Raw genomic sequence first — 14,344 nt, forward strand, 5'->3', positions numbered from 1 at the left:
CAATGACAGTTAAAAAACGAGGTTTAGGTAAGGGCCTGGAAGCGCTACTGAGTACCAGTCACGCCGCCGCACAAAAGCAGTCAAACGCAACCAGCAGTTCCGCCGTTAACGAAGGCGAGTCGCTGCAACATCTGGCGATCGAATTGCTTCGTCCGGGTAAGTATCAGCCTCGTAAAGACATGTCGAGCGAAGCCCTTGAAGAGCTGACTGAGTCGATTAAAGCCCAAGGTATTATTCAGCCGATTGTGGTTCGTCCGATTCAACAAGGTCAATACGAAATTATCGCCGGTGAGCGTCGTTGGCGCGCCGCTCAAGCTGCCGGTTTGAGCTCTGTTCCTACTCTGGTAAAACCGGTTGAAGACGAAGCGGCGGTAGCGATAGCCCTTATTGAAAATATTCAACGCGAAGACCTTAACTCAATGGAAGAGGCCATCGCCTTGCAGCGCCTAATGGACGAGTTTGAAATGACTCATCAGCAAGTGGCGCAAGCTGTGGGTAAATCTCGCTCCACCGTATCCAACTTACTGCGTCTGAACGGTTTAGAAGAAGACGTTAAACGCATGCTCGAGCACGGTGACATTGAAATGGGCCATGCCCGTGCATTATTGGCCATTGAGGGTACCGAACAAGTTCAAGCCGCTCGCCAAGTGGTGGGCAAAGAACTGAACGTTCGCGAGACCGAAAAACTGGTTCAGCAATTGCTCAATCCGACCCCAAAACCAGCCCCAAAAAGCCCAGATCCGGACATAGTTAGTTTACAAAACAAACTATCTGACCAATTTGGCGCCAAAGTCGAAATCAAGCACACCAAAAAAGGCAAAGGCAAGTTAGTGATTGATTACGCCGATTTAGCGCATTTGGACGGAATTCTCGCCAAACTTTCCTAATTTAGCTGCTGCAGGTAGCTCAAGTTCACAATACCTTCTTTACAAACTGTGAAGTCGATTCGAAAAAGCTCACTAATAGTGAGCTTTTATCTTGTCTATCTGAGGGCATTGAAGTTGCATAAAAGGCCCGAACAGGTATACTTTCGCATGCTTTTCAACTGACTGGCCAAAGCGTATAGACTTTGCCTTGACTCGGTTGGAAAAAATGAATTCGGAGAAGTGGAATTTGACCAATAAATTGGCCGCAAAAGGCAGAAAATCAGCCTATCGTATGGTTGGTGTACAAGCCATTGCAGTCGCGTTAGTCAGCCTCGGCTTCTTCGTTTTGTTGGGTAAACACGCCGGTGTTTCTGCTCTTTGGGGTGGAATCATTGTTGTGCTGCCCAATTTTATATTCGCAACCCTGGCTTTTGCCTATTCAGGTGCAAGGGCCGCCGATAAAGTGATTAAGACGTTTTATTGGGGGGAGGCGTTGAAGCTAATGCTGACTATGGCGCTGTTTAGCGCGGCATTTATCACAATGAAGGATATCGGTTTTATGCCGTTATTTGTGTGTTATATCTGCGGCCTAATTGTGCAATGGACAGCTCCTCTATACTTCAAGCAAAAATAAGTGGGATGAATCATGGCTGCAAACGGTGAACTAACACCGCAGTACTACATCGAACATCACTTGACCAACCTATCCGTTGGTGAAGGATTTTGGACGTGGCACATTGATTCATTGCTCTTCTCGGTTGGACTAGGTGCTCTATTCCTGTGGTTGTTCCATTCTGTTGCTAAAAAAGCGACGACCGGCGTTCCTGGCAAGTGGCAATGCTTTGTCGAAATGATCGTCGAATTTGTCGATAGCAGCGTTAAGGAATCTTTCCACGGTAAGAACGCGCTGATTGCTCCGCTGGCGCTTACAGTGTTCGTTTGGATTTTCCTGATGAACCTTATGGACTTAATCCCTGTTGACTGGATCCCGCACGCGGCGACCCTGATGGGCATTGAGTACATGAAGATAGTGCCAAGCACCGACTTGAACATTACCTTTAGCTTGGCTTTGGGTGTGTTTGTGCTGGTTATTTACTACAGCATTAAAGTCAAAGGCATCGGCGGTTTTACTAAGGAATTGACACTGCAGCCCTTCAACCACTGGGCAATGATTCCTGTAAACCTCATCCTGGAGACAGTTACCTTGGTAGCGAAGCCTGTATCACTGGCGCTTCGTTTGTTCGGTAACATGTATGCAGGTGAGTTGATCTTCATCCTTATTGCGCTTACGTATTCTGCCAACCTGTTGATTGGCGCCCTAGGTATTACCCTTCAGTTGGGCTGGGCGATCTTCCACATTTTGGTAATTACACTGCAAGCGTTTATCTTCATGATGCTAACTATTGTTTACATTAGTATGGCGCACGAAGATCATTAAGGATTGCTAGAAGATTTTTATACTTTTTTATTAACTAAATCATCAACTTAACAAAGATTTAGAACTGGAGATACTGATGGAAACTGTACTGGGCTTTACTGGAATTGCTGTGGCTATTCTGATTGGTATGGGTGCTTTGGGTACTGCGATTGGTTTCGGCCTACTAGGTGGTAAATTCTTGGAAGGCGCTGCTCGTCAACCAGAAATGGCTCCTATGCTGCAAGTTAAAATGTTCATCGTAGCTGGTCTATTGGACGCCGTTCCAATGATCGGTGTTGGTATTGCACTATACATGCTGTTTACCAACCCACTGGGTGCATTGCTGTAATAAACGCTTCTGTCTTAACCTAACTTAGGAGGTGCTGTTGTGAGTATCAACGCTACCTTATTTGGTCAGACGATAGCTTTTATCCTTTTTGTGTGGTTCTGCATGAAGTTCGTGTGGCCGCCACTACTGGCCTCTATCGAAGAACGCCAAAAAAGGATCGCTGACGGTCTGTCTGACGCAGAACGTGCAGCCAAAGACCTTGAGTTGGCTCAGCAGAAAGCAACTGAGCAACTAAAAGAAGCTAAAGCACAAGCTGGTGAAATCATTGAGCAAGCCAATAAGCGCAAAGCTCAAATTGTTGACGAAGCCAAGGCTGAGGCTGATGCCGAGCGCGCTAAAATTATCGCGCAAGGCCAAGCAGAAATTGAAGCTGAACGTAATCGCGTTAAAGAAGAACTTCGCAAGCAACTAGCGACCCTAGCGGTTTCTGGCGCTGAGAAGATCCTAGAGCGTTCGATTGACGAAGCTGCACACAACGACATAGTTGAGAAACTTGTCGCTGAAATTTAATGAGGACATGAGTTATGGCTGAACTAAATACCATTGCTCGTCCTTACGCAAAAGCAGCTTTTGATTTTGCCGTTGAGAACAAGTCAGTGGACGAGTGGCAGCAAATGCTGGCCTTCGCCGCTATGGTGTCTGAAAACGAGACCATTGCAGACATGCTGTCTGGTTCTATTGCCGCCGAGAAACTGGCTGATATTTTCACCCAGGTTTGTGGTGAGCAAGTAAACGCGCACGGTCAAAACCTGATCAAGGTAATGGCTGAAAACGGACGTTTAAAGGCACTACCAGCTGTTGCTGCTCAGTTTGCGGAATTCCGCAACGAGTGGGCTAAAGAAGTGGAAGCCGAAGTGCAATCCGCCTCTGAACTTAGTCCAGAGCAAGTACAGCAGATTAGTGACTCTTTAGAAAAACGTTTAGCACGCAAAGTTAAGCTGAACTGCAGCGTTAATGCTGAATTGGTCGCCGGCGTAGTAATCAAAGCTGGTGATTTGGTAATTGATGGATCGGTGCGAGGCAAACTAGACCGCCTAGCCGATACACTGCAGTCGTAATTGGGGATTTGAGCATGCAACTGAATTCCACTGAAATCAGCGATCTGATTAAACAGCGGATTGAGCAGTTCGATGTTGTGAGCGAAGCTCGCAACGAAGGTACCATCGTTTCTGTAAGCGACGGTATTATCCGCATCCACGGCATGGCTGACGCTATGCAAGGTGAGATGATTGAACTGCCTGGTAACCGCTACGCAATCGCGCTGAACCTGGAACGTGACTCCGTAGGTGCGGTAGTTATGGGTCCTTACGCTGATCTAGCGGAAGGTACCAAAGTAAAAACTACTGGCCGTATTTTGGAAGTTCCAGTCGGTAATGGCCTTCTAGGCCGCGTAGTAAACACCCTGGGTGAGCCAATTGATGGTAAGGGCCCAATCGAACACGATGGCTTCTCACCAGTAGAAGTAATTGCACCGGGTGTTATTGACCGTAAATCGGTTTCTCAACCAGTACAAACTGGTTATAAAGCCGTTGACTCCATGATCCCAATCGGTCGTGGTCAACGTGAATTGGTGATTGGTGACCGTCAGACTGGTAAAACCGCTCTGGCCATCGACGCCATCATCAACCAGCGCGATTCTGGCATTAAGTGTGTATACGTAGCAGTAGGCCAAAAGGCTTCTACCATTGCTAACGTAGTACGCAAGCTAGAAGAGCACGGTGCACTGGAAAACACCATTGTTGTTGTAGCTTCTGCTTCTGAAGCAGCTGCTCTGCAATACTTGGCGCCATACTCTGGCTGTTCAATGGGTGAGTACTTCCGTGACCGTGGTGAAGATTCATTGATCGTATACGATGACCTGTCTAAGCAGGCTGTTGCATACCGTCAAATTTCACTATTGCTGAAACGTCCACCAGGCCGTGAAGCCTACCCAGGTGACGTATTCTACTTGCACTCGCGTCTGCTAGAGCGTGCCTCTCGCGTAAACGAGAACTATGTAGAGAAGTTCACCAACGGTGAAGTGAAAGGCAAGACCGGTTCTTTGACCGCTCTACCTATCATTGAAACCCAAGCAGGTGACGTATCAGCGTTTGTACCAACTAACGTAATTTCGATTACCGATGGTCAGATCTTCCTAGAAACTGACTTGTTTAACTCAGGCCTACGTCCTGCGGTTAACCCAGGTATTTCGGTATCTCGTGTAGGTGGTGCAGCTCAGACTAAGATCATTAAGAAACTGTCTGGTGGTATTCGTACCGCATTGGCACAGTACCGTGAATTGGCTGCGTTCTCGCAGTTCGCCTCGGACCTTGATGACGCAACTCGTGCTCAGCTTGAGCATGGTGAGCGAGTAACCGAACTGATGAAGCAGAAGCAGTACGCTCCTATGAGTGTTGCTGACCAAGCTATCTCTATTTTCGCCGCTGAAAAAGGCTATTTGAAAGCCGTTGAAGTAGCGAAGATCGGTGACTTCGAAGCCTCTCTACTGTCTTACATGAACAGCGAGCACGCGGAACTAGTTTCAACTATCAATGCCACGGGTGATTACAACTCTGACATTGAAGCTCAGTTGAAAGCCGCACTCGATAAGTTTGTGGAAACCCAAACCTGGTAAGACCTAAAGTCTTTTGATTTTAGGTCCGAATTTGGAGAGTAGAGATGGCTGGCGCTAAAGAGATTAAGTCAAAGATCGCGAGTGTTCAGAACACTCGTAAGATCACGTCTGCCATGGAAATGGTAGCTGCCAGTAAGATGCGTCGCGCTCAAGAGCGCATGGCAGCAAGCCGTCCTTATGCAGACAATATGCGTACGGTGATTGGTCACGTAGCGCACGGTAATCTGGAATACAAGCATCCGTATCTTGTAGACAGAGAGGTAAAACGCGTTGGTTACATCGTCGTTTCTACCGACCGTGGCCTTTGTGGTGGTCTCAACGTCAACCTGTTCAAGCGCCTTGTGCGCGACATGAAAGAGCACGAGCAAAATGGTGCTGAAGTGGAAATTGCCACTATCGGTAACCGCGCAGCTTTGTTCTTTGATAGCTTTGGCGGCAACGTTAAAGCGCATGTTGGTAACTTGGGTGACGCACCATCGCTGACAGACCTAATTGGTGCTGTTTCAGTGATGCTGGAGTCCTTCAACGAAGGTAAGCTGGATCGTCTGTATGTTGTTTACAATCGCTTTGTAAACACCATGAAGCAAGATCCTGTGATCGAGCAGCTGCTACCTCTGCCTAAATCCGATGATGGCGAAATGGCTCATCATTGGGACTACATCTACGAACCAGATCCAAAAGAGCTGTTGGATCAATTACTGGTTCGCTATGTAGAGTCACAGGTTTATCAAGGTGTTGTAGATAACGTGGCGTCAGAAATGGCTGCCCGTATGGTGGCGATGAAAGCCGCAACTGACAACGCCGGAGAACTGATTGATGGACTGCAACTGGTCTACAACAAAGCCCGTCAGGCTGCGATTACGCAAGAGCTGTCGGAAATTGTTGGTGGCGCCGCAGCAGTTTAGGCAAGGTAACTAATAAAGGTTTAGAGGATTAATCATGAGCACAGGTACTGTCGTCCAAGTAATTGGCGCGGTTGTGGACATTGAGTTTCCACAAGATTCCGTACCTCAAGTATACGACGCTGTGAAGATCACCAGCGAAGGCGCGTGCCAAGGTCTAGTGCTGGAAGTCCAGCAACAGCTAGGCGGTGGTGTAGTACGAGCCATTGCAATGGGTTCTACAGATGGTTTGCGTCGTGGACTGAGCGTAGAAAACACAGGTGCCCCTATTAGCGTTCCAGTAGGTACCCAGACTCTGGGTCGTATTATGAACGTACTAGGTGAGCCTATTGATGAAGCAGGCCCAATTGGTGAAGAAGAGCGTTATCAGATTCACCGTGAAGCCCCTTCATACGAAGATCAGTCTAATGAGACCGAACTTCTAGAAACTGGTATCAAGGTTATTGACCTAGTTTGCCCATTCTCTAAGGGTGGTAAAATTGGTCTGTTTGGTGGTGCTGGTGTAGGTAAGACCGTTAACATGATGGAGCTTATCAACAACATCGCTAAAGCCCACTCGGGCTTGTCTGTATTCGCCGGTGTAGGTGAGCGTACCCGTGAAGGTAACGACTTCTACTACGAGATGGAAGAATCAGGCGTACTAGACAAAGTAGCCATGGTATACGGCCAGATGAACGAGCCACCAGGAAACCGCTTGCGTGTTGCCCTGACCGGTTTGACCATGGCCGAGAAGTTCCGTGACGAAGGTAAAGACGTACTGTTGTTTGTTGACAACATTTACCGTTACACCTTGGCAGGTACCGAAGTATCGGCGCTGCTAGGTCGTATGCCTTCTGCGGTAGGTTATCAGCCGACTCTGGCTGAGGAAATGGGTGTTCTTCAGGAGCGTATTACTTCGACCAAAACTGGTTCGATTACTTCGGTTCAAGCCGTATACGTACCTGCGGATGACTTGACTGACCCGTCTCCAGCAACCACCTTCGCCCACTTGGATGCAACCGTAGTATTGAGCCGTGACATTGCGGCCCGTGGTATCTACCCTGCGATTGACCCACTGGATTCGACTTCACGTCAGCTAGATCCATTGGTTGTTGGTCAAGAGCACTACGAAGTTGCACGTGGCGTACAGAACGTTACTCAACGCTTTAAAGAGCTGAAAGACATCATCGCTATTCTTGGTATGGACGAACTGTCTGACGAAGATAAGATGGTTGTTTCTCGTGCTCGTAAGATTGAGCGCTTCTTGTCTCAGCCGTTCTTCGTTGCTGAAGTATTTACCGGTTCACCTGGTAAGTACGTATCGCTGAAAGACACCATTGCTGGCTTTAAAGGCCTGCTAAACGGTGACTACGACGATATTCCAGAACAAGCCTTCTACATGGTTGGTACCATCGACGAAGCTCTGGAAAAAGCGAAGAAAGCTTAACCCGATAGGAGATGGAGATGGCAGCTATGACTGTACATTTGGATGTTGTTAGCGCGGAAAAAGAGATCTTCTCTGGTCGTGTAGAGCACCTTCAAGTGACTGGTGGCGAGGGTGAGTTAGGCATCAAGCCTGGTCACGCTCCATTGCTGACTACCATCAAACCTGGAATGGTGCGCCTTGTGAAGCAGCACGGACACGAAGAGGTAATCTACCTGTCCGGCGGTATTCTAGAGGTGCAACCTTCATCTGTGAGCATTCTTGCAGATGTGGCCTTACGTGCCGATGATATCGATCGTGACGCGGCTGAAAAAGCCAAGCGTCATGCGGAAGAAGCCATTGCTAACGCAGGTGCTGATTTCGACTATGCCGAAGCGGCAAAAGAGCTAGCCAATGCGGTTGCTCAGCTTCGCGCTATCGAGCAAATCAAGAAACATACCAGATAATTGACGGTAGACTGATCAAGGGCGCCTTTCGGCGCCCTTTTTATGTTCAGGACGAACGGGCAGAAAACTGCTCCTGCGTTTTCTGCACTTCCGCCATCCCTGGCGGTCGTATGCCGCGGTCACAGGTCGTGAAGGAGCGGTGCTAACCCCGTCATTCCCGAGAAATAACGTCATCCTCGTGAAAACGGGGACGGGAATCTAGCCACTCGCTACCACCCCTCCCTAAACTTCAGCGAACACTCAAATTAGCCAGCGGGCGTTAAAATCCTTATAATCCGGCTGTTAAATTCACAGTTGAGTAGGCATTTGCATGGCCCTGAAAGTTGTCATTCTCGCCGCGGGTAAAGGTACTCGCATGAAATCCAGCTTACCTAAGGTATTGCACCCGGTAGCTAAGAAGCCCATGGTTGAGCACGTAATTGATGCGGCCAACCAACTCCAAGCCGAGCAAGTATTGCTGGTATACGGCCACGGTGGCGAGCAAATGAAACAGCACCTGGCTCACCGCGAGGTGACTTGGGTTGAGCAAGCCGAGCAATTGGGTACCGGCCACGCCGTAGCGCAAGCCCTGCCCCACATCAACGACGACGACCAAGTGCTGGTGCTTTACGGCGATGCGCCACTGATTACTGCGGATACCCTTAAGCGTTTGCTTAGCAGCCAGCCAAGTGGCGGTGCCGCCCTGCTAACCGCGATTTTAGATAACCCATTTGGCTATGGTCGTATCATTCGCGAGAACGGCAAAGTGGTTGCCAACGTCGAGCAAAAAGATGCGACTCCAGAGCAGCAAGCCATTAAAGAAGTGAATACTGGCTTTGTATGTGCTGATGGTAAGTCGATGCACACTTGGTTATCCCAGCTGTCGAATGACAACGCCCAAGGCGAATACTACTTAACCGACATCATTGCCATGGCCCACCAGCAAGGCGAAGGCGTAGTCCCGGTGACTACCGATGACTTGATGGAAGTGGAGGGAGCCAACAACCGAGTACAACTGGCAGCCCTTGAGCGTGCTTACCAAGCTCGTCAGGCCAATCAGCTAATGTTAGACGGCGTAACCCTTGCAGACCCTGCTCGCATCGATGTACGCGGTGAAGTGAGCGTTGGCCACGACGTATTTATCGACGTCAATGTGGTTCTTGAAGGCAAAGTTAGCATTGGTCATAACGTTCAAATTGGCGCCGGTGTAGTCATTAGCGACTCGCAAATTGCCGATAATGCCGTTATTAAGCCTTACTCTGTGATTGAGTCTGCTGTGATTGGCGAAGATTGTTCTGCCGGTCCTTTCTCGCGCATGCGTCCTGGTGCTGAGCTAGTGAAAGACAGTCACATTGGCAACTTTGTCGAAATGAAGAAAGCGCGCTTAGGCGAAGGCTCTAAAGCCGGCCATCTTACCTATTTGGGTGACGCTGAAATTGGTAAGGGCGTGAACATTGGTTGCGGTACGATTACTTGTAACTACGACGGTGCTAACAAGCACCTAACCGTGATTGAAGACGATGTATTTGTTGGCTCAGATACTCAGTTGGTTGCGCCGGTAACCGTGGGCAAGAATGCCACTTTGGCGGCAGGTTCCACCATCACCAAAGACGTGGCGGCAGACGAGCTAGTACTGACTCGAGTGAAGCAACGTCATATCACCGGTTGGAAACGTCCGGTCAAGACCAAGAAGTAACGATAAACAGCTTAAAAAAAGCCGCCCTATGGAGTGACCTCCTAGGGCGGCTTTTTGTTGGTCTGTTCTTTGTTGAGCTAAAAGCTTAGAAATCCACTCGGTAGCTAATGCTGGCGTAGCGACCACGGCCTTTAAAGTAGCGGCTGTCGTTGCCTACGGTTTGCGAGTAGTAGGTGTAGTAATCCGTGTTAGTCAGGTTTTGAATACCTAGGCTCAATTGACCCACTTTCAGCGGAATTGCTAGCGACACATCCAAAGTGTTGTAACCGTCAAACTTAGAGGTCACCTGCCCCTCGTTGTTCTTAAAGTCACGGCTTAAGAAGAAGTTAGCCTGCCAGCGCAGAGACATTTCATTCTCGAAGTTGTGCGCCCAGAACAGGTTGATGCGATCCGGAGCAATGTTCGAACCGTCCAAGTCGGTATCAAGCTTACCGTCATTGTTGGAGTCGTACATGCCTTGGGTGGTGGCTAGGTTAAAGCCCACATCGTCGTTGCTACCAATGTACCAGGTACCCGATGCTTCGATACCACGAATTTGGTTGGCTTCGCGCTTCACTTCGTAGATACCGTCGTCATTGCGCTGCAAACGCGCGCCAAATTTAGAGTAAGACTGGAAGTAAGCGGCTTTTACCACGAAGTTTTCGCCAGAGTAATCAAAGCCTAAATCGTAGTTGTCGGTCACGATAGGTTGCAGAGTTACGTTGCCGTCAACTTGTGGGTTGTCGATGAAGTTATTCCCATCGCGCAGCACTCGGCCAATGTCTGGCATACCAAAGCCTTGCGAGAAGCTGGTATAGACCCGCCATTGGTTGTTGATCTGGTAGCTGATACCGGCATTGCCCAGCGTCTCAGAAAACTCAGGTGTGCCGCCTTTAACCGCCACATTGCCAGAGCCCCACAGGGTGCGATAATCACCCACGGTCAGGCGCGCCGCCTCGTGGCGAACACCAGCGGTTAAAGTCATACCGTCGATTAGCTGGTAGTCTGCTTGTGCATAGGGCGCTATGTTGTCATAGGTGCTTTCTGGTACCCATTGGTAGCCGGTTGTTAGCAGGTCTTGCTTGGTGGTATCGCGAAAAATGTCCATACCGTAGGCCAGTTTCACACCCGAATCCATCAAGTTGTCGTTGATGAACGAAGCTTTTAAACCCAGCTTATTGGAGTGGTTAACCGACTGCTCGTAGTACAGAGTTTCACCGTTAGAACCGGTGCCGCATGGCGTGACTTGGTCGCTGCCTTCCCACTCTGGATTGTAGAAGCTCTCGAAGCAGCCGCCGCCAAAAGTGCCCTCAAAATTCTGTGAGAAAGCTTGCAGGTGCATTTGCTGACCAGCGATGTCGTTGTGGGTGTAGTCCACGCTAACCGTGGTGACCTTGTTGTTAGCTGGAACCCAAGGTTGTTTCTTTTTCTCGGCGCCGGTTGGAATGTCGTTTTCCTTGTCGCCCTTTACTGAAGTCCAGTTACCGTTGTTCTCTATTTGGTAGCGGCTAGCCATCACTTGCAAACGCGAGTTATCGAAATCTTTGCCTAGCTTGATAAAGCCGTTAGCCGATTGTGAGTCGGCGGTGTCGCCTTGAGTGGTGTCCATGCCAATCGGATTACCATTGGCATCGTAGTACATGCCTTCGTTGCGGTAGCTGATCGAACCAATCACATCTGTGCTCTCACCCGCAGCTGCGAAACTATAGGTAGTACCAAAGCTGACACCATCGCTACCGCCTGAGGTTGGCGCTGAAGCGTCTACCGTAATGCTGTGACGGGTTTCGCCATCGGCTTTCTTGGTGATGTAGTTGATGATGCCGCCCTGAGCGCCCATGCCGTGCATGGCGTTGGCACCGTGAATGATCTCAATCCGCTCAATCATTGCGGGGTCAATGGTTTTGCCCGAACGGCCACCATCGCGCAGCGGATTTGACTGAGGTACACCATCAATCAGGATTAGTGGTTTGCGACCACGCAGAGTTTCGCCAGTTGAACTCATTTTTTGACGGCTTGGTGAGAAACCCGGTGCCAAGTTACCCAAAATGGTTGAAAGGTCGTTAGTGACGCTCAACTGCTGCTGCAATTGCTCTTGGTCGATAACCGTGACCAAGTTAGGAATGCTGGATACCGGTTTACCCATACGACTGGCACTTACTTCGATGCGCTCGATGTCTTTTTCTTTGTCGTCTTGAGCGAATGTGGAAGTGGATGCGACTACGGCGGCAATGGCTAATGCGACGCGGCATTTAGGAAACATAGTAAACCTCAAACTGCAGAGTTTAGTGATTTGCTTCGCACAAATGTAATCGTGAACTGACAGCAAACTTCACTGTGGCAAAATAATTAAATCGAAAAGTGATTGAGAGTCGTTCTCATTTGCGTGCAGTCTATCAGAGCCAAAATTTAGGAACTAATCGCCAGATCACACTTTATGAATTCTATTTTTCGCAGTTTTCATCGCTACATAGGTTTAGTGATAGCCATCCCATTTATGCTGTGTTGCGCATCCGGCACTCTGCTGCTGTTTAAGCAAAACTGGCTCGAGTGGCAATATCCGCAACTGGCCTCGGCTAATACCGATGAAGTGTTAGTCGTTCAACAAGCCCAACAACTTAAAAGCATTAGCCGCCAGATTTCGAGTGCAGAATTGAGTTACGCACGAGTGGCCGATGAGCGTCAGGCCTATGCGTTGGCGGTGGATGTGCTTGGCAGACATTGGTTATTTGATAGGGATGGCCAACTCGTAGTGCGATTTGAAACTTCGCACCCTTGGGTGTGGCTGCCCAAACTGCACGCCAATTGGATGCTCGGCAAGCCGGGCAAGCAAATCAACGGCATACTATCGATTCTAGTGCTGCTGCTATTGTTGAGTGCGCTATTGTTGTGTTGGCAAAAATTTGAATGGCGCCACTTACGACGTTGGCTTAGTAAGGAAGAAAGACCGCTGCACCGCAGCTACTTTCGACACATAGGCCCAGGGTGGTGGGCCTTTCCTGGACTGCTGCTCTTGTGCATCACTGCGGTGCTACTGATATACCGCAGCCCCATCCTGGATGCACTGGAATCACCAAGCGTGGCCCAGGCCATTGTCAGTGATGCACCAGCTCAAACTGGGACAGGCTGGCAACAAAGGTGGCCACAAGTCGCAAAGCTAATGGAGCAAGACCAACCTACCCTTATTCGCTCGGTGGATGCAGCGCAAGGCATTTGGGCGATTCGAGGAAGGGCACCAAATAGCTGGCACCCCCACGGCCGTCAGATGTATCAGTTTCAGTGGAACAATCACGGCGAATTGATAGCGGCGTCCAAGCGCCAGGCCACAATCGGCGATCGTCTGATAGGCGCGGGTTTCGCGTTGCATGCGGGTCAAGTGGCAAGGCCTTGGATGCTGTACGCTTTGTTGTTTAGCGGCCTTGCGGTGTTGGCCAGCTTGGCGTATTCACTGCAGCTGGCCTGGCGGAGACGTACAATCGACGCTTAATGAGCGGTTATGGCTCGAGCTTCGCTATGCGGCTGGTCTAAATGGCCGCTGTAGCGTGTAAGCGCTAATGCCAGCAGTACAATTACCGCGCCTACCCAAGGGGTTGCCATCAGTCCAGCGCTATTGACCAACTGACCGCCTAAGGTTGCGCCTGCGGCGATCCCCACATTAAATGCAGCGATGTTTAGCCCAGAAGCCACGTCTACCGCTTGCGGTACAAAGCGTTCGGCTAACTTAACCACGTACAGCTGCAAGCCAGGAACATTGCCAAAGGCGAAGGCACCCCACACCAGCACGGTAAGAATCGCAAACACCCAGTGGTAAGCGCTAAGGGCGAACAGCAGCATTACCAGTGCCAAACCTAAGGTGATTCGAGTCAGCGCGGCAATTGGACCCAAACGGTCTGCCAGCTTACCACCCCAGACATTCCCCACCGCCACTGAAGCACCGTAGATCAGCAGGATTAAGCCTGTCCACTGACTACTCAAACCACTGACATCTTCTAAAATCGGCGCCAAGTAGGTGAAAGCGACGAAATGACCGCCGTAGCCCAGCGCAGTAATGGCATAGGCCAGCAACAGTCGTGGATGAGTGAGGACTTTCGCTTGTACTTTTAGCGAGGTCGCTGGCGGTTGAGCCAGTTTACTTGGCACCCAAATCAAGCTACCAATCAGAGCAATGATCCCAAGTACAGACACTGCCAAAAAGGTTGTCTGCCAACCAAAATACTGGCCGATGTAAGTCCCTAACGGTACACCGGTCACTAGTGCAACGGTAAGTCCGCTAAACATGGTCGCAATCGCGCTGGCGGCCTTATCTTTGCTGACCAGGCTGGTGGCGATCGTGGAACCAATGGAAAAGAACACACCGTGGGCAAGACCGGTGACAATACGGGCAACCACCAGACTGGTGTAACCGGGGGCTTGCCAGGCGAGCAAGTTGCCGATGACAAATAGCGACATGACCGCCAGCAAAGTGCGTTTTCGCGGCCAACGGTTGGTTAGCGCGGTTAGTACGGGGGCGCCTATCGCCACGCCTGCGGCATATAGACTGACCAGCAGGCCCGCCGAAGGTAATGAAACACCTAAGTCTTGTGCCATGGTTGGCAATAAGCCAACGATGACAAATTCTGTCGTGCCTATGGCGAAGGCACCTAAAGTTAACGCCAATAAAGCAATGGGCATGGGTT

Annotated in this window: 14 protein-coding genes; 12 read left to right on the forward strand and 2 right to left on the reverse strand. The window is 49.8% G+C overall.

The features are described from left to right. Positions 1-2: 2 nt before the first annotated feature. The 11 genes from CLC93_RS16215 (at position 3) to glmU (ending at position 9,692) form a co-directional block, all read left to right on the forward strand. On the forward strand, positions 3-887 hold the full coding sequence (locus CLC93_RS16215) for a ParB/RepB/Spo0J family partition protein (RefSeq protein WP_095507036.1): 885 nt from the start codon (positions 3-5) through the stop codon (positions 885-887). A 226-nt stretch (positions 888-1,113) separates the two neighbouring features. Then, entirely contained in the window at positions 1,114-1,500 is a 387-nt protein-coding gene (locus CLC93_RS16220) for an ATP synthase subunit I (protein WP_095507079.1), read from the forward strand. Positions 1,501-1,512: 12 nt separating this feature from the next. Continuing rightward, a complete protein-coding gene (gene atpB / locus CLC93_RS16225) occupies positions 1,513-2,304 on the forward strand; it encodes a F0F1 ATP synthase subunit A (protein WP_095507037.1) in 792 nt (263 codons plus the stop codon). 76 nt (positions 2,305-2,380) lie between these two features. Beyond that, a complete protein-coding gene (gene atpE, locus CLC93_RS16230; RefSeq protein ID WP_095507038.1) occupies positions 2,381-2,632 on the forward strand; it encodes a F0F1 ATP synthase subunit C in 252 nt (83 codons plus the stop codon). A 39-nt stretch (positions 2,633-2,671) separates the two neighbouring features. Next, entirely contained in the window at positions 2,672-3,142 is a 471-nt protein-coding gene (gene atpF / locus CLC93_RS16235) for a F0F1 ATP synthase subunit B (protein WP_095507039.1), read from the forward strand. Between the two features lie 14 nt (positions 3,143-3,156). Further along, positions 3,157-3,690, forward strand: coding sequence for a F0F1 ATP synthase subunit delta (gene atpH, locus CLC93_RS16240; RefSeq protein ID WP_095507040.1), 534 nt, complete (start codon positions 3,157-3,159; stop codon positions 3,688-3,690). A 14-nt stretch (positions 3,691-3,704) separates the two neighbouring features. Further along, a complete protein-coding gene (atpA, locus tag CLC93_RS16245; RefSeq protein ID WP_095507041.1) occupies positions 3,705-5,246 on the forward strand; it encodes a F0F1 ATP synthase subunit alpha in 1,542 nt (513 codons plus the stop codon). Between the two features lie 44 nt (positions 5,247-5,290). Beyond that, positions 5,291-6,151 carry a F0F1 ATP synthase subunit gamma gene (atpG, locus tag CLC93_RS16250; RefSeq protein WP_095507042.1) on the forward strand — a complete coding sequence of 287 codons (861 nt, stop codon included), beginning with the start codon at positions 5,291-5,293 and terminating at the stop codon, positions 6,149-6,151. 34 nt (positions 6,152-6,185) lie between these two features. After that, on the forward strand, positions 6,186-7,574 hold the full coding sequence (gene atpD / locus CLC93_RS16255; RefSeq protein ID WP_095507043.1) for a F0F1 ATP synthase subunit beta: 1,389 nt from the start codon (positions 6,186-6,188) through the stop codon (positions 7,572-7,574). A gap of 17 nt (positions 7,575-7,591) precedes the next feature. After that, positions 7,592-8,017 (forward strand): F0F1 ATP synthase subunit epsilon, encoded by a 426-nt coding sequence (locus CLC93_RS16260; RefSeq protein ID WP_095507044.1) that lies wholly within the window; start codon positions 7,592-7,594, stop codon positions 8,015-8,017. Positions 8,018-8,327: 310 nt separating this feature from the next. Further along, positions 8,328-9,692: a bifunctional UDP-N-acetylglucosamine diphosphorylase/glucosamine-1-phosphate N-acetyltransferase GlmU gene (gene glmU / locus CLC93_RS16265; protein ID WP_095507045.1), complete on the forward strand. Its 1,365-nt coding sequence runs from the start codon at positions 8,328-8,330 to the stop codon at positions 9,690-9,692. A gap of 85 nt (positions 9,693-9,777) precedes the next feature. Here glmU and CLC93_RS16270 read toward each other — a convergent pair whose 3' ends face one another. Further along, positions 9,778-11,931, reverse strand: coding sequence for a TonB-dependent receptor (locus tag CLC93_RS16270; RefSeq protein ID WP_095507046.1), 2,154 nt, complete (start codon positions 11,929-11,931; stop codon positions 9,778-9,780). Between the two features lie 174 nt (positions 11,932-12,105). Between CLC93_RS16270 and CLC93_RS16275 the strand changes: the two genes are divergently transcribed. Continuing rightward, on the forward strand, positions 12,106-13,155 hold the full coding sequence (locus CLC93_RS16275; protein ID WP_095507047.1) for a PepSY-associated TM helix domain-containing protein: 1,050 nt from the start codon (positions 12,106-12,108) through the stop codon (positions 13,153-13,155). On the opposite strand, the gene CLC93_RS16280 is transcribed toward CLC93_RS16275, so the two are convergent. After that, complete coding sequence (locus CLC93_RS16280; protein WP_095507048.1) at positions 13,152-14,339, reverse strand: MFS transporter; 1,188 nt, start codon at positions 14,337-14,339, stop codon at positions 13,152-13,154. The genes CLC93_RS16275 and CLC93_RS16280 overlap by 4 nt on opposite strands. Between the last annotated feature and the right edge of the window lie 5 nt (positions 14,340-14,344).

The organism is Paraferrimonas sedimenticola (assembly GCF_002282855.1).
Lineage (GTDB): Bacteria > Pseudomonadota > Gammaproteobacteria > Enterobacterales > Shewanellaceae > Paraferrimonas > Paraferrimonas sedimenticola.